Here is a 17,505-nt window from a genome sequence, read left to right as displayed (position 1 = left end):
GAGTGAACCTGCGGTGATCGGTACGGAGGGGAGAGACAGTATGGAAACGTCGATGTACAGCGCGATGCGAGTGGGCATCGTTCACTTCAAGGCCTTTCCTGGGCTCGAGACGGGGGTAGGGCCCCTTGTCGAGACGCTCGAAAAGATCTGCGCGGACGAGTTCTGGACCGCCGTGGAGGTAGGCTGGATGAAGGACTACCGGGTGCGCAACACCGCGCGACACCTGCTGGATCAGAGCCACCTGTCGGTGGCTTATGCGACCCAGCCCAAGGTGCTGTCCAACAAGTTCAACCTGAACCATTTCGACAAGGGCGAGCGCATGAAGGCGGTCGAGGCGATCAAGTCCGCCGTCGACGAGGCCCGGCATCTCGGTGCCGAGGTCGTGCGGCTGATTGCCGGCAAGGACCCCGGCGACGAGAAGCGCGAGGAGGCCAAGAAGCTGCTGATCGACTCGCTGCACCAGATCCTCGACTATGCCGCCGAGGAGAAGGACGGTCTGGCCTTCACCCTGAAGCTCTTCGACCGCGCCATCGACAAGAAGAACCTGATCGGCCCGGCGCCGGACGGCATCGACATCGCCAAGGCGATCCGGCCCGAGTATCCGCACTTCGGGCTGCTGAGCGATCTCAGCCACTTCCCGTTGCTGGACGAGACGCCCGAAGAGGCGGTTCCGATGCTGGCTCCGTACCTCGACGCGGTTCACCTCGGGAACTGCGTCTTCCGCGACAAGTCGCACCCGGCTTACGGCGACATCCAGCCGCGTTTCGGGGTGCCGGGCGGCGAGACCGACACGCCCGAGGTCGTGACCTTCTTCCGCGAACTCAGGAAGTGCGGCTTCTTCGACAAGCCCGTGCGGCCGATGGTCAGCGCCGAGGTGCGGCCGGTTCTGGCCGGCGAGATTTCCGACGTGATCCTGGCCAATGCCAAGCGCGTCATCCGCGATGCCTGGGCGCTGTCGCAGCGCCCGGAGTAAGTGCCGAAAGGCAGGGGCGCGCGCCACGTGGAGGACGGCGGCGCGGGCCCGCAAACCTGGCAGGGGAAACTGCCGAACCCGCCGGGAGGCGGACACATTGAAGGGGAGGAACCACATATGAAGACAAGGACACTCACATCCGCCTTGCTGAGCTCCGTGATCGCGGTCGGGCTCGTCGGAACCGGCAGCCAGGCGCGCGCCGAGTTCCCGGAAAAGCCGGTCGAGATGACAATTCTGTTCGGCAGCACCGCCCAGACCATCGGTCAGCTTCTGGCCGACCTGATGTCCAAGAACTTGCCGGAGCCGGTCGTGCCGGTGTCGCGCGCCGGCGCCGGTGGCGCGGTCGGCTATCAGTATGTCAACAGCACCGATCCTGATGGCTACAACATCGTCTGGAACTCGAACTCGATCAGCACCGGCTATCACGGCGGGCAGATGGACATCAATTACAGCGCCTTCGCGCCGATCGCCAAGGTCAGCGTCGAAGTGCCGGCGATCGCGGTGCGTGCGGACTCCGGCTGGGACTCGCTCACCGACATGGCGGCCGACATCAAGGAAAGGGGAACCAAGCTGAAGGTCGGCGCATCCGGCAAGGGCTCGTTCACCCACCTGACCACCGAGGCAATCCTCGCCTCCCAGGGGCTGTCCGACATGGCCGTGCATGTGCCCTACGACCAGGGCCGCGCCCCGGTGGAGCTGATCGCGGGTCGTCTGGATGCGGCGGTGCAATGGCCGGGCCAGTTCATCTCGCACCACGAGGCGGGCACGCTGAAGATCCTCTGCGTCACCTCGGCCAAGCGGATCAGCCAGTTGCCAGACATTCCGACCTGCGCCGAAAGCGGCGCCGACGGCATGGACATCGCGATGTGGCGCGGGCTTGCGGCGCCTGCGGGCACTCCGCCGGAAGTGATCATGTCGCTCGAGGCAGCCGCAAAGGCGGCGGCTGAAAGCGAGGAGTTCAAGGAAGCGGCCAAGACCATCGGCTTCGAGATCGATTTTGCCGATCATGCTGCGTTTGGCGACCTGATTGCCCGGGACGACGCCATCATCGCCGAGATGATGGAAGGCATCGGCATGAAGGCTCAATAAGCTGTGACCAAGCCGACCCATGTCATCGAACGTCGACAGGACCTGATCGCGGGGAGCATCCTGTTGCTCTTCGCGCTCGCCTGGACGGTTACGGTCTGGCTGACGGTGCCGGAAGGCTATGGCGTGGGGCCGCGGGCCTTTCCGCTGTGGCTGGGCGTGGCGCTCGCCGTGCTATCGGCGCTGCTGTTGCTCAAGGGCATGATCGGGGTCTACGAGCCGCCCTTGGGCGAGAAACAGCCGGACGAGGATGCGCTGGCCCGGGTCTCGCTCCGGATGCGGCTCGGCGTGGTGGCGACGGTGACCGTGATCATCGCGGCCTTCGGCTGGCTCATGCCCAAGATCGGCTTCGTGCCCGCCACCGCGCTGATCGTTGCGGTGACGTTGGTGGGACCACTCGGTGAACGGCGCCCGCTCCTCGTGCTCGGCATGGCTCTCGGCATCGCAGTCGGGGCCTGGCTCGCCTTTGGCCAGATCCTCGGCGCCTACATGCCGTCGGGATCCTGGATCTCGATTTTCTGAATTTCCCGGCACGGCCCCAGGCCCGGGGCCGGCCGGATGACGACGGGACTGTAACATGGACTTATTGCTGTCGGCAGCCCAGGTCATTCTGGCGCCGGATGCCCTTCTGGCGGTTCTCGCAGGGTCGCTTCTGGGGGTGATCTTCGGGGCGATCCCGGGGCTGACCTTCACCGTGGCGATGGCGTTGGTGGTGCCGATGTCGTTCTCGCTTGCGGCAGCGCCTGCGATCGCGCTGCTGTTGGGAACCTATATCGGCGGCATGACCGGCGGCTCCGTCTCGGCGATCCTTCTCGGCATTCCCGGCACACCCTCGGCGGCGGCGACGGTGCTCGATGGCTATCAGCTCACCCGGCGGGGAAAGGCCTCGCTCGCGCTCGGAACCGCGGTCGTCGCCTCCGCATTCGGCGGCATAGTCAGCCTCATCATCATGGTGGCCTCGGTCGACACGGTGGCCAAGCTCGCGTTGCGGTTCGGCCCCGCCGAGACCTTCGGCCTTCTGCTCTTCGGCCTTTCGACGATCTGCGGCCTGGCTCAGAAATCGCTCATCAAGGGCCTGATCGCGGGCGTTCTCGGACTGCTGGTCATGACCGTGGGCGTCGACGAGATGGAAGGCGTGCAGCGCCTGACCTTCGGCACGATCGTTTTGCAGCAGGGGATCAGTCTTCTGGTTGCGATGATCGCGCTGTTCGCCGTGCCGCATGTGATCGACGCCTTCGTGACCCATTACACGGAAGACCGGCGGCCGGAGGCGATTGCCGACGTGCGGGCGGAGCTGCCGACGCTGCGGGACCTTTCCAAGCACTTCTGGCTGATGCTGCGCTGTGCGCTGCTTGGCACTGGAATCGGCTCGATCCCCGGCACCGGTGGGCCGATCGCGGCCTTCCTCGCCTATGCGCATGCGCAAAAATCGTCAAAGACACCGGAGCGGTTCGGGCGCGGTGAAATGGCCGGAGTGGTGGCTCCCGAGACCGCCAACAACGCGGTCACCGGCGGTGCGATGATCCCGCTGCTCTCGCTCGGCATTCCCGGCGACCCGGCAACGGCGATCCTGCTCTCTGGCCTGCTGATCCACGGGCTGATCCCGGGGCCGATGTTGTTCATCGAGCACCCGGGTGAGATCTACCAGATCTACATGGCAATCATTGTGGCCTATGCCGGCGTTGTCGCGATCCAGCTGCTCGGGATCCGCTTCTTCGTTCAGCTCCTGCGCGTCCCGGCGCACCTGCTGGCGGTGGGCATCATCATCATGTGCGCCTATGGCGCCTTCGCGATCCGCAACTCGGTCTTCGACGTGGTGATGGTCGCGCTGCTTGGCGCACTGGCCTACGGGCTGCAGCGGGTGTCGATCCCGCTGACGCCAATCATTCTGGGGTTGGTGCTCGGTCCGTCCATCGAGCGGGAATTCCGCACCGCGCTGATCCTGTCGGACGGCGACCCGACCGTCTTTGTCTCCTCGATCCCCGGGGTGATCTTCATCGGGCTGACCGCCCTGATCGTCGGGGCCCAGATACTCCGCGCCACGCGCGCATCCCTCAAAGCCCGCAGAACGGAGGAAAACGGCAATGCTTCAGTCACCTCGTCAGAATGAGACCAACGACACGCCCGAGCTGGCCGCGATGCGGCAGCGTGCGCGGGCGCTGGTGGCGGCCGGCGGGCCGGCCGAGGCGATTGCCGCCGGCGCCTTGCCGACGCAGGAACGGCTGACGCTCTCCGAAGGGCTGGTGCTCGGCCTGCTGCGGCAGGGGGTCCGGACCTGGTTCGCGATCTTCGGGCATGGCTCGACCGACCTCGGCAACGTGCTGCGGATCTACGAGGAGGAAACGGCGCTTTCGGTGATCAACTGCCGCAACGAGGTGGAGATGGCCCATGCCGCCACCGCCCATGCCTGGGTCTATGGCGAAACGCCGGCGGTGGTGACCTCGATCGGGCCGGGCGGGCTTCAGGCGATGGCGGGGTCGCTGGCAGCGGCTTCGAACGGGGTCGGCGTCTACCACATCTACGGCGACGAGACGACCTGGGGCGAAGGCTACAACATGCAGCAGGTGCCCAAGCCCGAGCAGGGCCTGTTCGGCCGGATCGCCGCGCTGATGGGCCATGCCTATACTCTCCACACGCCGGAGGCGCTGCGCGAATGCCTGCGGCGCGGCACGGCGACCGTGCATCACCCCTACAGGGCGGGGCCCTTCTACATCCTGCTGCCGATCAACACCCAGCCGCAGCAGGCCGAGGTCAACCTCGCCACGCTGCCCGACCGGATGGAGATCCCGCGGCTCGCTCCCGCCGATGCGGACAGCTTCGAACAGGCGGCCTCGCTGCTGGGGAGCGCCGAGCGCCCGGTTATCAAGGCCGGAGGCGGCACCCGCGGCGCGGCAGCGCAGATCTGCCGGCTGGCCGAACACATCGGCGCGGCGGTCGTCCTCTCGCCGGGCTCGACCGGCGTGTTGCCGGACGGGCACCCGCAGAACATGCATGTCGGGGGTTCCAAGGGCTCGATCAGCGGCAATTTCACGATGGAGGAGGCGGACCTGGTGATCTTCGCGGGCTCGCGCGGGGTCTGCCAGGCGGATTGCTCCGGCGTCGGTTATCCCAAGGCCCGCGCGGTCATCAACATCAACGGAGATTTCGACGACGTTAGCCATTACGCCAACACGGTGACCCTGCCGGGCGACATCGCGGCGGTGGCGGAGCGCCTGATTGCCGCCACGCCGGCGACGGAGCGCAGCGCATGGCTCACCGCCTGTGCCGAGAAGAAGGCGGAGTGGGGCGCGTTCCGGAAAGAGCGCCTTTCTGCCCCGCCGATGATGGACGCCGCATGGGGGCGTGAGGTGCTGACCCAGCCGGCGGCGATCGGGCTGGTCTCGGCCTTTGCCAAGGCGCAGGGTGCAATCAAGTTCTTCGATGCCGGAGACGTGCAGGCCAACGGCTTCCAGATCGTCGAGGACGAAGCGCCCTTCGAGACCTTCACCGAGACCGGCGCCTCCTACATGGGATATGCCGTCTCGGCGTTGCTCGGCGCGGCCGGAGCGCGGGCGCCGAAATACGGTGTCGCCTTCACCGGCGATGGCTCCTTCATGATGAACCCGCAGATCCTGATCGACGCGGTCGAGCATTCGGTCCGGGGCATGATCGCGCTATTCGACAACCGCCGGATGGCGGCGATCACCGGGCTGCAATACGCGCAATACGGCGTCGAGTTCCGCACCAACGACAGCGTCGCGGTGGATTACGTCCAGATGGCGAGCTCGGTCTCGGGAGTGAAGGCGGTCTACGGCGGCCACAGCGCGGAGGAGCTTCGGGCGGCGCTGGAGGCGGCGCATGCCCATGACGGGCTCTCGCTGGTCCACATCCCCGTCTACAACGGCCGTGATCCGATCTCGGAGATGGGCGCCTATGGCAGCTGGAACGTCGGCAACTGGGTCGACGACGTCCAGTCCCGCTACCTGCAGCAGACAATCTGAAGAGGCTTTTCATGTATCACGATCTGGACCTGTTCATCGCAGGCGACTGGCGGGCGGCGAGCGACGGGGCGACCAAGGCCGTCCAGGACCCTGCCACCGAGGAACATCTCGGCACCATCGCAGCAGCGACGGAAGCCGATATCGACGCGGCCCTAGATGCGGCCAAGGCGGGCTTCGCCGACTGGCGCCGGCGAGGCACCTGGGAGCGCGCCGCGATCCTGCGCAAGGCGGCGGACCTGATCCGCGAGCGGCTCGAAGAGATCGCGACGCTGATGTCGCTGGAGACCGGCAAGCCGATTGCCGAGGCGCGGGGCGAGACCGGCGCCGCAGCGGACCAGTTCGAGTGGTATTCGGAGGAAACCAAGCGCATCTACGGCCAGATCATCGAGGCCCGCACCGCGGACAGCCGCATGGCCGTGATCTATCAGCCGGTGGGCGTCGTTGCGGCCTTCTCGGCGTGGAACTTCCCGGCACTACTGCCGGCGCGCAAGCTTGCCGCCGCGCTTGCGGCCGGCTGCTCGATCATTATCAAGCCGGCGGGCGAGGCCCCGGCCTGCTGCGCGGCGCTGGTCCGCGCCTGCCACGACGCCGGGGTTCCGGCGGGGGCGGTCAACTTCCTGACCGGCAATTCCGGCATGATCGCCCGGCGACTGATCGCGTCGCCCATCGTCCGCAAGGTTTCCGTGACCGGCTCCGTTCCGGTGGGCAAGGAGATCCTGCGCCTCGCGGCCGACGGCGTGAAGAAGGTGTCGATGGAGCTCGGCGGGCACGGCCCGGTGCTGATCTTCGACGATGTCGATGCCGAGGCCGCGGCCGAGACCTGTGCCGCGACCAAGTTCCGCAATTGCGGGCAAGTGTGCATCTCGCCTTCGCGCTTCTTCGTCCACGAAAGCCAGTACGACCGCTTCGCCAACCGCTTCGCCGAGGTCGCCCGCAGCCTGAAGCTCGGCCGCGGGCTCGACGATGGCGTGCAGATGGGGCCGATGGCAAACGCGCGCGGGCTTGCCACGGTTCAGGAGCTTGTCGCCGACGCGACCGAGCGCGGCGCCGACCTGCTGGCCGGTGGCGGACGGCCCGACGGCATCAACCGCGGGTTCTTTTTCTCGCCAACGGTCCTGGGCAATGTGCCGGACGAGGCGCGGATCATGCAGGAGGAGCCCTTTGGCCCCATCGCGCCGATCACGCCGTTCCGCGACTATGACGAGGTGATCGAGCGCGCCAATGCGCTGCCCTTCGGGCTGGCGGGCTACGTCTTCTCCAACAACCTCGGCGTCGCGACGCGCGCCTACGAGGACCTGGAATGCGGCATGGTTGGCGTTAACGAGATGCTGCTTGCCACCGCCGAGGCCCCGTTCGGCGGCGTCAAGGAAAGCGGCATGGGGCGCGAGGGGGGATCGATCGGGATCCTTGACTACCTCGACCCGAAATACGTCAAAATCAAGCTGAACGCCGTTAAGTAAGGGACGAGCATGAGTGACACCAAAGCCGGCCGGGGCCTCGCCCGCGGCCTCACGAACTACGGCGATCCGGATTTCTCCGTCTACTTGCGCAACTCCTTCGCCGCCTCGATGGGCTATTCCCGGGAGGTCCTGCAGAAGCCCATCGTCGGCATCGCCAACAGCGCGTCGGGCTTCAACAACTGCCACAGGCATTTTCCCGAACTGATCGAGGCGGTGAAGCGTGGGGTGCTGCTTGGGGGTGGCCTGCCGATCGAGTTCCCGACGATCTCGCTCGGCGAGGTGTTCCTGAACCCCACGAGCCTCAAGTTCCGAAACCTGATGGCTATGGACACCGAGGAGATGGTCCGTGCCCAGCCGATGGATGCCGTCGTTCTGGTGGGGGGCTGCGACAAGACCGTGCCGGCCCAGCTCATGGGAGCCGCCTCGGCCGACCTGCCGGCGGTGCAACTGGTGGCCGGTCCGATGATGACCTCGCGCTACGGCACCGAGCGGCTCGGCGCCTGTACCGATTGCCGCCGGTTCTGGGGCAAGTACCGCGCCGGAGAGATCAGCACCGAGCAGATTAACGACATCGAGGGCCGGCTGGCGACGACCGCCGGCACCTGCGCAGTTATGGGCACCGCCTCGACCATGGCCTGCATCGCCGAAACCCTCGGCATGTCGCTGCCCGGCACGGCGGCGATCCCGGCGGTTCATGCCGACCGCCTGCGCGCGGCCGAAGCCTCGGGCCTGGCTGCCGCCCGGATGATCGATCACCCGATCCGCCCGAGCGAGGTGATAACCGCGAAGTCGGTGGAGAACGCTATCCGGGTCCTGCTGGCCCTCGGCGGCTCCACCAATGCGATCATCCACCTGACGGCCGTGGCCGGGCGGCTGGGGATCGACATAGGGCTGGAGCGGCTCAACGCGCTGTCCGACGAGACGCCGGTGCTGGTGAACCTGAAGCCGGTGGGCGAGAACTACATGGAGGATTTCTTCTTCGCCGGGGGCGTAGGCGCCGTTTTGCGCGAACTGAAGCCGCTTCTGCATCTCGATACGATCTCGGTGACGGGCGAGACCCTGGGCGATCGGCTGGAACTGGACCCAGGCTTTGTGGATCGCCGTGTGATCGCCTCCGCCGACGCGCCTTTGGAGCCGCAGGGCGGGCTGGTCGCGCTCTTCGGCAACCTCGCGCCGCGCGGGGCGATCCTCAAGCGCTCCGCCGCTGACAAGACGCTGTTCGAGCACGAAGGCAGGGCGGTCGTCTTCTCCTCGCTGGCCGATCTCGCCGCCCGTGTCGACGACCCGGATCTCGACATCACCGCGGACGACATCATGGTGCTGCAGAACGCGGGCCCCAAGAGCGCCTCGGGCATGCCGGAGGCCGGCTACCTGCCAATCCCCAAGAAGCTCTCGTCAAAGGGGCTGAAAGACATGATCCGGATCTCAGACGCCCGGATGTCCGGCACCGCCTTCGGCACAATCGTGCTGCACGTCACGCCCGAGGCGGCGGTGGGCGGCACTCTGGCGCTCGTCCGGACGGGAGACCGCATCCGGCTCTCGGTCAGCGAGAAGCGGATCGAACTGCTGGTCGACGACGCGGAACTGGACCGGCGCAAGGCGGAGTGGCGCCCGGAGACCGTGCCGCTCGACCAACGCCGTGGCTACGACTGGCTCTACGCCTCCGAGGTCCTTCAAGCAGACGAGGGCTGCGATTTCGGGTTTCTCAAGGCGCGGCCAAAGGGCTAGCCGTGCAGGGTTCCGCGACTGCTGCCGAGACCTCGCTCGTCTCGCCGCGAAGCGGACCATTCCGGCATCGGCGGGCGGTTCAACGCCACACCGATGGATCGAATCTGCAGGGTCCGCTCTGCAGATCCGTCTCGTCATGTTTATTGTCCAGTTTCATGGTCACGGACATGTCTTCGCGTTCAAGAAACCTGCGGCAGGTCATCTATCAGGTAAAAGCGGACGAACCTCGTTTCCTTCGGCTTGCAGACGCGCACGCACGGTGCGGGCGATCTCCAGGCTCTCCGGGGTGTCACCGTGCACGCAGATCGTGTCGATCCGACAGGGCAGGCGTTTTCCCGAAGCGCAGATGATGGCCTGCTCACGGACCATCGACACCATGTTCGCGGCCGCTTCCACGGGGTCATGGATCATAGCGCCGGGCTGGGAGCGGTCCACGAGCGTTGCATCCTCGTTATAGGCCCTGTCGGCGAAGATCTCCCCCGCCCAGTTGCCGCCAAGCGCCTGCATCGCTTCTTCCATGGCCGTGAGCGGCAGGATCAGGATCACGAGATCGGGGTCGAAATCGAGCGCCGTTTCGTAACAGGCGCGGGCGAGGGCGGTATCTTCCGAGGCCATGTTGGAGAGTGCCCCGTGCAGCTTGAAATGTCGCAGCCGGCCGCCCTCCGCACGGGCCATCGCGTCGGCTGCGCCGAGTTGATAGCGGATCATGTTGCGCAGCGAGGATTCGGGCAGTTTCATCCGCCGGCGGCCGAAGCCCTGGAGGTCCGGAAAACCCGGATGAGCTCCCAGATTTACGCCCTTGTTCAGCGCGGCGCGCATCGTCTTTGCCATCACGTCCGGATCGCCTGCATGCAGGCCGCAGGCGATGTTTGCCGAGGTGATGTGTTCAAGCAGGGCAGAATCGTCGCCGATGCTCCAGCGCCCGAAGCCCTCGCCCATATCTGCGTTGAGATCGATTTTTCGTTTCACGATCAGTCCTCATGGTCGAAAACGTTGGTGGCCACGCCCGAGATGAGATTGTAGGCCATCAGTCTGCTGTCGAGATCGGTTTCCTGACCACGCAGATCGTGAAGGGCGATCTCGTGAATGGTCTCGATCCCCCGGTGAGATGCCAGGGCCTCTTCGAGATCGACGAAACGAAAGCGCAGACCCGCTCCGGGCGTGGCCTGCATGACTTTTGGCAGGTCAGCGGGGACAACCGTGCCGATCCGTGGATAACCGCCGATGGTCTGGCATTCCGGCCCGAGCACAAAGGGCGTGCCGTCGCCCGTCACCTGGATGTCGCCCGGCACGATGACCTCCGAGACCAGGTTGAGCCCCTCGGCGGGACGGAAGCCCTCGCCCTCATGGCCAAGCTTCACACCCTGTCGATTGCCCCACGCGGTGCGGGTGAAGGGCGTAGCAAGGAAATGGTCCAGGACTTCGGACGAAAAGAGACCGGTCTGCGGGCCGCGGAGCACTCGAATTTCGCCTCCATCGAAGCGGTCTTCGGTGTGCAAGGCCTGGGCACGTTGGACATGGTCCGGGGCGGCGCCCAGCGGCAGGTGCGTCCCCTCGGTCAGCGCCGCCCCCAGTCCCGCAGCCATGTGTGCGGCGCGGCCACCGACGAGAGGTGGCGTGTCGATCCCGCCGGCCAGATGCAGATAAGCGAAATTCCCCTTGCGCGCCGCGCCAAGGTGCAGGCGCTGGCCAGGCTTCAGCAGATGGCTGGCGTTCCAGACCAGGGTCTCGCCGTCGCGGCTGGTCTGCTTCGGCGCGCCGGTGAGCGCGATCCACGTTGGCGTTGCGACCTCGACCTCCACGGTCGAGATGATTTCGAGCACTGCGAGGGAAGGTGGCTGGTTCAGCAGCGCCGCCCCTTCGGCCAGCGCCACCGGATCGGCAGCCCCACCGCGGGACAGTCCCTGGGCCAGATAACCGGGTCGCCCGAGATCCTGAACGGTGGTGCCCGGGCCGGTGCGGTGAAGGATCAGCCGGTTCATTGGGCCGGCTCGCAGGTTGCGCCTCCGTTCAGGGCTGCCGACAGGCTCTCGAAATCGCGCGCTGCAGCAGCGGGAAACGAAATCTCGTCCCCGGGTTGCAGTGGGAAAGGGTCGGCCGCATCGGGCTGGAAGCCGCGAAAGGCGGTGGTGGCGATGTGACGCCAGCCCGTCGGGCTATTTGCAGAAAAGAGCACGAACTGCCGGATCGCGAGGCATAGCGCGCCGGATGGCACACTGGTTTTCAGGTCGTTGTGGCGAGGCAGATTCCAGCGGTCCGAAAGCTGGCCGAGATAGGGGAAGCCCGGTGCAAAGCCGATTGCCATGACCCGCAGGCGGGTCGTGGAAAGCTCTTCTATGGCGGTGTCCGCATCGGTTCCGGCCAGATCGGCGGCGGCGTCGAGCTGGGGGCCGAAAGCCCCGCCATAGATCGTCGGGATGCGCCAGATCCGGTGATTGGCCGGCAAGGGGGCGCTGTACCAGTCGCGCTCCGCTAGCAGGGTCTGCAGCCGGGCCGTCAGGGTGGCATGTGGCACGGAATGGGGATCGAAACGAAGATAGACGGCGCCCAGGGAGGTAGAGGTCTCGTGAACGGCGTCCAGCGCGTCGGCAACGGGCCTGAACGCGAGGGCTGCGCGGTTGGCGGAATCCTCGAACCTGTCCGCGAACCGCACCAGCAGGCCATCGACCCCCAAAGGGGAGATCTGCGGAAAGCCCGATTCTCGGCCGACTGCTTCGGTGGCTGATGAATTTCTTTGCACTTTTTTGTCGATTTCCCGGGAAGTCTGGGATCATTATTGTGCAAAACGCTTGAAAATTGTCAACGTATTGTTCGTATTGGAATCGATAACAGCCCGGACATGCCGGGTGACCCAGCAGGAGAGAACGAAGATGATCAGGTTTACCGCCGCCGCCCTGACCGCAATGGCGATTACCGCCCCGGTCGGCGCCGAGACATGGGACATGCCGACGCCCTATGGCGACGCAACATTCCACACCCAGAACATCCGCACCTTTGCCGAGGACGTCGCCGCGGCCACCGATGGCGCGCTCGCGATCACCGTACACTCGGCCAACTCGCTCTTCCCTCATGCAGAGATCAAGAATGCGGTCCGCTCGCGCCAGGTTCCGATCGGGGAGTTCTTCCTGTCGCGCCTTTCGAACGACGATCTCGCCTATGGCCTCGACAGCCAGCCGTTCGTCGCCACCTCCTACGACGACGCGGCCAGGCTGTGGGAAGCGCAGAAGCCGGTGGTGACCGAACTTCTGGCCAAGGAAGGCCTGATGCCGCTCTTCTCGGTGCCGTGGCCGGCTCAGGGTCTCTACACCAATGGCGAGATCAAGGCCGTTGACGACCTCGCTGGTCTGCGTTTCCGCGCCTACAATGCTGCGCTGGAAGAGTTCGCCGCACTCGCCAAGGCTGCCCCGGTGCAGGTCGAGGCCGCCGACATTCCGCAGGCCTTCTCCACCGGCCAGGTCGAGGCGATGATCACGTCGCCCTCCACCGGCGCCAACTCCAAGGCCTGGGATTTCGTGACCCATTACACCGCCATCGACGCCTGGGTGCCGAAGAACATCGTGGTGGTGAACCAGCGCGTCTTCGATGGGCTCGACCCCGCGGTGCAGGAAGCCGTTCTGACCGCTGCCGCCGCTGCCGAGACCCGGGGCTGGGAGATGTCCAAGGCGGAAGCCGCTGAAAAGACCAAGGTCATGGAAGAGAACGGCATCACCATCGTGCAGCCTTCCGAAGAACTCGTCGCCGGTCTTCAGGCCATTGGCGAGGCCATGCTAGAGAAGTGGAACGAGACGGCCTCCGACGAGGCCAAGGCCATTCTCGAAGCCTACAACAACTGATCCGAGCGGCCCCTCGCGGCGATGCGGGGGGCCTCTCTCCATCCGGGAGAGCCCTGCATGCGACGATTCCTCGATGTGCTCTATTCCGCCGCCGGCGGGGTGGCCGCGCTCAGCATATTGGCAATCTGCCTGCTCGTGTCGGCCCAGGTCGGGCTGAACATCCTTGCGCGCATCGGAGGGCCGGCGCTCTCCTTCACCATCCCCTCCTATGCCGACTTCGCAGGTTTCGCGCTGGCGGCCGCAAGCTTCCTGGCGATGGCCTACACGCTGCGGGCGGGCGCCCATATCCGGGTGAACCTGCTGGTGTCGCGTCTGCCCGAGCGGGGTCAGTGGATCGCCGAGATCCTTTCGTTGGCGCTCGGCGCCGGGATCATCGGCTATGCCACGTGGTTCTCGGTGCTGCTGCTGGCAGAGAGCTGGCATTACGGCGACACCTCTCCGGGCATGATCCCCGTGCCGCTCTGGATTCCGCAACTCAGCATGGTTGTCGGGCTGGGCCTGCTGACGGTGGCGCTCGTCGATACGCTCATCCAGTCCATTCGCAACCGCGCGCCGGTTGTCATCGATTTCGGATCGGAGTGACATGATGGCCGAGCTTTCCGATCCAGTCATCTTCGGCATCCTTCTGACATTGTTGATCGCGCTTCTGGCGGCGGGTGTCTGGGTGGCGTTGTCGCTGATGATCATGGCCTTTGTCGCCATCGTGGCCTTTTCCAACGCGCCGGCCGGTCTGGTGCTGGCCACCACGCTCTGGGGGCACAGTCATTCCTGGCCTCTTGCCGCTTTGCCGCTTTTCATCCTGATGGGGGAGATCCTTCTCAGGTCACGTCTTTCGGAGGACATGTTCTCCGGCCTCGCCCCCTGGCTCACGCGCCTGCCGGGGAGGCTCCTGCATGTGAACGTGCTGGGTTGCGCGATCTTTGCCGCCGTCTCGGGCTCTTCCGCCGCGACGGCGGCCACCATCGGGCGGATGTCCGTGCCCGAACTCAAGGAGCGAGGTTATCCCGAAAGCCTGATCCTCGGCACGCTGGCCGGCTCCGCAACGCTCGGATTCCTGATCCCGCCCTCGATCATCCTGATCGTCTATGGCGTGGCCACCGAGCAATCCATCGCCCGTCTTTTCATCGCAGGCATTCTGCCCGGCGCGATGCTGGTCGCGCTCTTCGGCGGCTATGTGATGGTCCGCGCCTGGATGGCGCCGGACTCGATCCCGAAAGAGGACGACACCATGTCCCTCCGGGAAAAGATCGTCGCCTCGCGGCGCCTCTTGCCGGTGATGCTGCTGATCATCGGCGTTATCGGGACGATCTATACCGGAGTTGCCTCGCCGACCGATGCCGCCGCCGTGGGCGTGGTGCTTGCAACCGTCCTCGCTATCATGACCGGGAGCTTCGGGCGCAAGGAGTTCGTCGAGGCCTTGATGTCGGCCACGCGCACCTCCTGCATGATCGCTCTGATCCTGTTCGGGGCGGGCTTTCTCGCCATCGCGATGGGCTTCACCGGCATTCCGCGCAACCTTGCCGCCTGGATCGGCACGTTTGACCTGTCGCCCAACGCGCTGCTGGCGGTGCTGACGGTATTCTTCGTGCTGCTCGGCTGTTTCCTCGACGGCATCTCGGTCGTCGTGCTGACCACGTCCATCATTCTTCCCATCGTGCAGGCCGTCGGGATCGATCCGCTCTGGTTCGGGATCTTTCTCGTGCTCGTGGTGGAGATGAGCCAGATCACCCCGCCCGTGGGATTCAACCTCTTCGTCATTCAGGGGCTGACCGGACAGGACATCCTGCGCGTTGCCAGGGCCGCGCTGCCCTTCTTCCTGCTGCTGATGCTGGGGCTGCTGTTGATCACGGTCTTCCCCGGGATCGTGACCATGTTGCCGAACGCTATGGGCAACTGAAGCCCGTGTGGCCGGTCGCACACCGGCCAACCGGCATACCGTGGGGCGTGCACACAGGTCTCTCCGGCTTGACGAACGCCGCGTCAGCGTTGAACCCGTGATCGGGACAGCAGACGCGACGTAGCATCCTCCACCATCGCCGGCGGAAGGGTGACGGTCTCAGAGTGACGCAGCCGCTCGGCTTGCCTGATCGTATTGCCCGGAAAGCGTGCGCAGAAAGGACGCGACAGCGCGCAACTGATCCCCATCGATTCCACCTTGCAGGAGCGGTTCGAGCAGGCATTGCTCCCGGATCTCCCGATATCGGTCGCATAGCTGCTGCCCCTCCTGCGAGGCGCTGTAGAACACTTCCTTGCCACGCTTCTCGGAAATCAGAAGGTCCGCCTTCATCAGCTTGCGCAGGGCGTAATTCACTGTGTGCATGTCCTCGATGTTGAGCAGGAAGCAGATGTCGGACAGGCGCTTCTCTCGGTCCCGATGATTCACGTGGTGGAGGACGAGAATGTCCAGCGGCCCCAGATCCGCACCGCCGGCCGCCGTCATGCAGCGCTGCATCCAGCGGTTGAAAGCATTGTGGACGATAATCATGCCGTATTCGAATTCCGACATCTCCCAGCCTTCGCCTTCGGCGAGATGGCGGGAAGAAACGATACGGCGGGGGGCAGAACTGGTCACGGTCAAATCCAGATATCGTTGGTATTTCGCTGACATGTTACCGATGTTGGATCAAATGGCGAGGGATAAGCACAGGGTCGTGACTGCTCCCTGAAGCTTTCCGAATGTCTGGACCACGAAATCCGCCCCCCCCCCCCCCGCCTGATCACGCGTCACGAACTTCCGGGCAGATCCCGAAGAGGCCGACACAGGGATCCTCAAGGTCGGAGGTCAACGATCTTCGTGGGTCTGCTCATGTCATCCAGCCACCACGCTGGATGACACGAATCCCGCAACGGATTTGTGCAACGGAGCCAGCGGAAACCCTTGTATCCAGAAAGATTTCCGACACGATACAGGCACGGGCGGGACTACCGGAATTCAACTTTCAAACTCGCAGAAAATAAGAAGTACCGCCTGCCGGCTATCCATGGGCGCTGTCCTCAGTGCGTGCCAAATGATCGAGATCATGCTCCGCAGCCAGTATTCAAGATAGACTGGAATTGGATTTGATCGGGTAGGTGGCTATGTCAACCCGAACCGGTAAGAAGAATGTTTTACTGATCACAATCGACGACATGCTCGATGTCGTGCGTTATCGGGATGCATTTGGCGTTCCAATCCTTACTCCGGCAATAGATGAACTCATGCAGCGCGGCGTGACCTTTGAGAACGCTTCCACGGTGGTTCCCTTGTGCGTTCCTTCGCGCACCGCAGTTCTGACCGGACGGAGTCCTTTCGAGACCGGGGTTCATACGAATTGGGGTCCGCAAGCGATGGATGTCGCTCCTGCGGAAGAGACTCTGATTGGCCAGGCATGCGACGCTGGCTGGTATACGGCAGCACGTGGAAAGTTGTTTCATGGCGAAGATGGAGAAGGCTGTAGATCCTACCTTTCGCCAATTCTGAAAATGTCCGACAATTCAGGCGGCTATGTCAATCAAACCGATAGAATGGGCGAAGTTTATTATGGAAGCCCCGTGCCGGAAAGCGATACCTACGACTACCGAACCGCGCAATGGGCGTCAGCTTTTCTTGGAGACCTGACTGCTCAGGAACCTTTCTTTCTCTCGGTGGGAATACTGAAGCCACACAAAGCGTGGGACGTACCGGAGAAGTACTTTGATCTGTATGATGCGGACGCCATTGCCCTTCCCGATGGGGTTGGGGATGATCTCGAGAACCTGCCGGAATACCTTAAAACTGTAATAAACCGCTCTGGCTTTCGCCACGACGCAATTACGGGAGACAGCCATGAGACATGGCGAAACCTCATTCACGGCTATCTTGCTGCCATAAGTTACGCTGATGCTCAGATAGGTAGAATCCTCGATTCAATGACAGATACCGGGCTTTGGGACAGCACCACAGTCCTTCTCTGGTCCGATCATGGTTTGCACCTTGGGGACAGAAATCTTTGGGGGAAACCCACATTATACGAAGAAGCTGCAAGCATTCCTTTTGTCGTGGTTGACCCGGATATCGGGACACCCGGCGCGAGGGTTTCGACGCCTGCAAGCGCCCTCGATATCTGGCCAACCTTGACGGGTCTTACGGGCATTCCCGCGCCGCTCAATGGCAATGGTGTTGACCTTTCGCCATTGATGACGGATCCAAACGCGGAGTTTTCGCGCCACGGGGTCATAACCTCACTCTACGGATCGCTTTCTTTGCGTACCGAGAAGGCGCGCTATAACCTCTATCTCTCCGGAGAAGAGGAAATGTTCCCGCTCAACGGGGGGCAGGTTTTCGGCGAAGACGTGTCGGACGACCCCGGGTATCAGAAACTGCTCGGTCAGATGCGTACAGCACTCGAGACAGAAGCTCGGGCTGGGGAGCCTGATCTGACTGGTCCGGTTTGATTGTTAGTGCATGACCCGCCTTGGTTCCATCT

The 17,505-nt window shown here is 64.3% G+C and carries 15 protein-coding genes; 11 read left to right on the top strand and 4 right to left on the bottom strand.

Going from position 1 to position 17,505, the window contains the following annotated elements; all coding sequences use genetic code 11:
* The first annotated feature begins 40 nt into the window (after positions 1 to 40).
* The 7 genes from ACFQ2S_RS23155 to ACFQ2S_RS23125 all read left to right on the top strand — a co-directional run bounded on the left by ACFQ2S_RS23155 (position 41) and on the right by ACFQ2S_RS23125 (position 9,227).
* Positions 41 to 973 carry a sugar phosphate isomerase/epimerase family protein gene (locus tag ACFQ2S_RS23155; protein ID WP_386078648.1) on the top strand — a complete coding sequence of 311 codons (933 nt, stop codon included), beginning with the start codon at positions 41 to 43 and terminating at the stop codon, positions 971 to 973.
* Positions 974 to 1,090: 117 nt separating this feature from the next.
* On the top strand, positions 1,091 to 2,062 hold the full coding sequence (locus ACFQ2S_RS23150) for a Bug family tripartite tricarboxylate transporter substrate binding protein (RefSeq protein WP_386078646.1): 972 nt from the start codon (positions 1,091 to 1,093) through the stop codon (positions 2,060 to 2,062).
* Positions 2,063 to 2,065: 3 nt separating this feature from the next.
* Entirely contained in the window at positions 2,066 to 2,581 is a 516-nt protein-coding gene (locus ACFQ2S_RS23145; RefSeq protein ID WP_386078643.1) for a tripartite tricarboxylate transporter TctB family protein, read from the top strand.
* A 55-nt stretch (positions 2,582 to 2,636) separates the two neighbouring features.
* On the top strand, positions 2,637 to 4,169 hold the full coding sequence (locus tag ACFQ2S_RS23140; RefSeq protein WP_386078640.1) for a tripartite tricarboxylate transporter permease: 1,533 nt from the start codon (positions 2,637 to 2,639) through the stop codon (positions 4,167 to 4,169).
* Positions 4,144 to 6,039 carry a thiamine pyrophosphate-dependent enzyme gene (locus ACFQ2S_RS23135; protein WP_386078637.1) on the top strand — a complete coding sequence of 632 codons (1,896 nt, stop codon included), beginning with the start codon at positions 4,144 to 4,146 and terminating at the stop codon, positions 6,037 to 6,039. Before ACFQ2S_RS23140 ends, ACFQ2S_RS23135 begins: the two co-directional genes overlap by 26 nt.
* An 11-nt stretch (positions 6,040 to 6,050) precedes the next feature.
* A complete protein-coding gene (locus ACFQ2S_RS23130) occupies positions 6,051 to 7,499 on the top strand; it encodes an NAD-dependent succinate-semialdehyde dehydrogenase (protein WP_386078634.1) in 1,449 nt (482 codons plus the stop codon).
* Between the two features lie 9 nt (positions 7,500 to 7,508).
* A complete protein-coding gene (locus tag ACFQ2S_RS23125) occupies positions 7,509 to 9,227 on the top strand; it encodes a dihydroxy-acid dehydratase (RefSeq protein ID WP_386078632.1) in 1,719 nt (572 codons plus the stop codon).
* A 198-nt stretch (positions 9,228 to 9,425) separates the two neighbouring features.
* Here ACFQ2S_RS23125 and ACFQ2S_RS23120 read toward each other — a convergent pair whose 3' ends face one another.
* The 3 genes from ACFQ2S_RS23120 to ACFQ2S_RS23110 are packed head-to-tail and all read right to left on the bottom strand — an operon-like array spanning position 9,426 to position 11,901.
* Positions 9,426 to 10,196 carry a LamB/YcsF family protein gene (locus ACFQ2S_RS23120; protein ID WP_386078629.1) on the bottom strand — a complete coding sequence of 257 codons (771 nt, stop codon included), beginning with the start codon at positions 10,194 to 10,196 and terminating at the stop codon, positions 9,426 to 9,428.
* Between the two features lie 2 nt (positions 10,197 to 10,198).
* Positions 10,199 to 11,209, bottom strand: coding sequence for a 5-oxoprolinase subunit C family protein (locus ACFQ2S_RS23115; RefSeq protein WP_386078626.1), 1,011 nt, complete (start codon positions 11,207 to 11,209; stop codon positions 10,199 to 10,201).
* Positions 11,206 to 11,901, bottom strand: coding sequence for a 5-oxoprolinase subunit B family protein (locus ACFQ2S_RS23110; protein WP_386078624.1), 696 nt, complete (start codon positions 11,899 to 11,901; stop codon positions 11,206 to 11,208). Before ACFQ2S_RS23110 ends, ACFQ2S_RS23115 begins: the two co-directional genes overlap by 4 nt.
* Before the next feature lie 196 nt (positions 11,902 to 12,097).
* Here ACFQ2S_RS23110 and ACFQ2S_RS23105 point away from each other — a divergent pair, with 196 nt between their 5' ends.
* From ACFQ2S_RS23105 to ACFQ2S_RS23095, 3 genes are read left to right on the top strand one after another with little or no spacing between them, the layout of a single operon-like run.
* Positions 12,098 to 13,060, top strand: coding sequence for a TRAP transporter substrate-binding protein (locus ACFQ2S_RS23105; RefSeq protein WP_386078621.1), 963 nt, complete (start codon positions 12,098 to 12,100; stop codon positions 13,058 to 13,060).
* A 57-nt stretch (positions 13,061 to 13,117) separates the two neighbouring features.
* Positions 13,118 to 13,642, top strand: coding sequence for a TRAP transporter small permease (locus ACFQ2S_RS23100; protein ID WP_386078619.1), 525 nt, complete (start codon positions 13,118 to 13,120; stop codon positions 13,640 to 13,642).
* A gap of 4 nt (positions 13,643 to 13,646) precedes the next feature.
* Positions 13,647 to 14,957, top strand: a complete 1,311-nt coding sequence (locus ACFQ2S_RS23095; protein ID WP_386078617.1) for a TRAP transporter large permease — start codon at positions 13,647 to 13,649, stop codon at positions 14,955 to 14,957.
* A gap of 159 nt (positions 14,958 to 15,116) precedes the next feature.
* On the opposite strand, the gene ACFQ2S_RS23090 is transcribed toward ACFQ2S_RS23095, so the two are convergent.
* Positions 15,117 to 15,668: a winged helix DNA-binding protein gene (locus ACFQ2S_RS23090; protein WP_386078614.1), complete on the bottom strand. Its 552-nt coding sequence runs from the start codon at positions 15,666 to 15,668 to the stop codon at positions 15,117 to 15,119.
* Positions 15,669 to 16,138: 470 nt separating this feature from the next.
* Between ACFQ2S_RS23090 and ACFQ2S_RS23085 the strand changes: the two genes are divergently transcribed.
* Complete coding sequence (locus tag ACFQ2S_RS23085; RefSeq protein WP_386078612.1) at positions 16,139 to 17,473, top strand: sulfatase-like hydrolase/transferase; 1,335 nt, start codon at positions 16,139 to 16,141, stop codon at positions 17,471 to 17,473.
* Positions 17,474 to 17,505: the final 32 nt, after the last annotated feature.

The sequence above is a fragment of the Tropicimonas aquimaris genome (genome assembly GCF_042676185.1).
Lineage (GTDB): Bacteria > Pseudomonadota > Alphaproteobacteria > Rhodobacterales > Rhodobacteraceae > Tropicimonas > Tropicimonas aquimaris.
The sequence above is the reverse complement of the archived record's forward strand: the minus strand, read 5'-3'. Positions and strand labels throughout refer to the sequence as shown.

Bases quoted from the DNA above. Each gene is read 5' to 3' on its own strand.
- ACFQ2S_RS23105 (WP_386078621.1), top strand. From the start codon at position 12,098: ATGATCAGGTTTACCGCCGCCGCCCTGACCGCAATGGCGATTACCGCC.
- ACFQ2S_RS23085 (WP_386078612.1), top strand. From the start codon at position 16,139: ATGTCAACCCGAACCGGTAAGAAGAATGTTTTACTGATCACAATCGAC.
- ACFQ2S_RS23135 (WP_386078637.1), top strand. From the start codon at position 4,144: ATGCTTCAGTCACCTCGTCAGAATGAGACCAACGACACGCCCGAGCTG.
- ACFQ2S_RS23140 (WP_386078640.1), top strand. From the start codon at position 2,637: ATGGACTTATTGCTGTCGGCAGCCCAGGTCATTCTGGCGCCGGATGCC.
- ACFQ2S_RS23125 (WP_386078632.1), top strand. From the start codon at position 7,509: ATGAGTGACACCAAAGCCGGCCGGGGCCTCGCCCGCGGCCTCACGAAC.
- ACFQ2S_RS23090 (WP_386078614.1), bottom strand. From the start codon at position 15,668: ATGTCAGCGAAATACCAACGATATCTGGATTTGACCGTGACCAGTTCT.
- ACFQ2S_RS23155 (WP_386078648.1), top strand. From the start codon at position 41: ATGGAAACGTCGATGTACAGCGCGATGCGAGTGGGCATCGTTCACTTC.
- ACFQ2S_RS23095 (WP_386078617.1), top strand. From the start codon at position 13,647: ATGGCCGAGCTTTCCGATCCAGTCATCTTCGGCATCCTTCTGACATTG.
- ACFQ2S_RS23150 (WP_386078646.1), top strand. From the start codon at position 1,091: ATGAAGACAAGGACACTCACATCCGCCTTGCTGAGCTCCGTGATCGCG.
- ACFQ2S_RS23115 (WP_386078626.1), bottom strand. From the start codon at position 11,209: ATGAACCGGCTGATCCTTCACCGCACCGGCCCGGGCACCACCGTTCAG.
- ACFQ2S_RS23100 (WP_386078619.1), top strand. From the start codon at position 13,118: ATGCGACGATTCCTCGATGTGCTCTATTCCGCCGCCGGCGGGGTGGCC.
- ACFQ2S_RS23130 (WP_386078634.1), top strand. From the start codon at position 6,051: ATGTATCACGATCTGGACCTGTTCATCGCAGGCGACTGGCGGGCGGCG.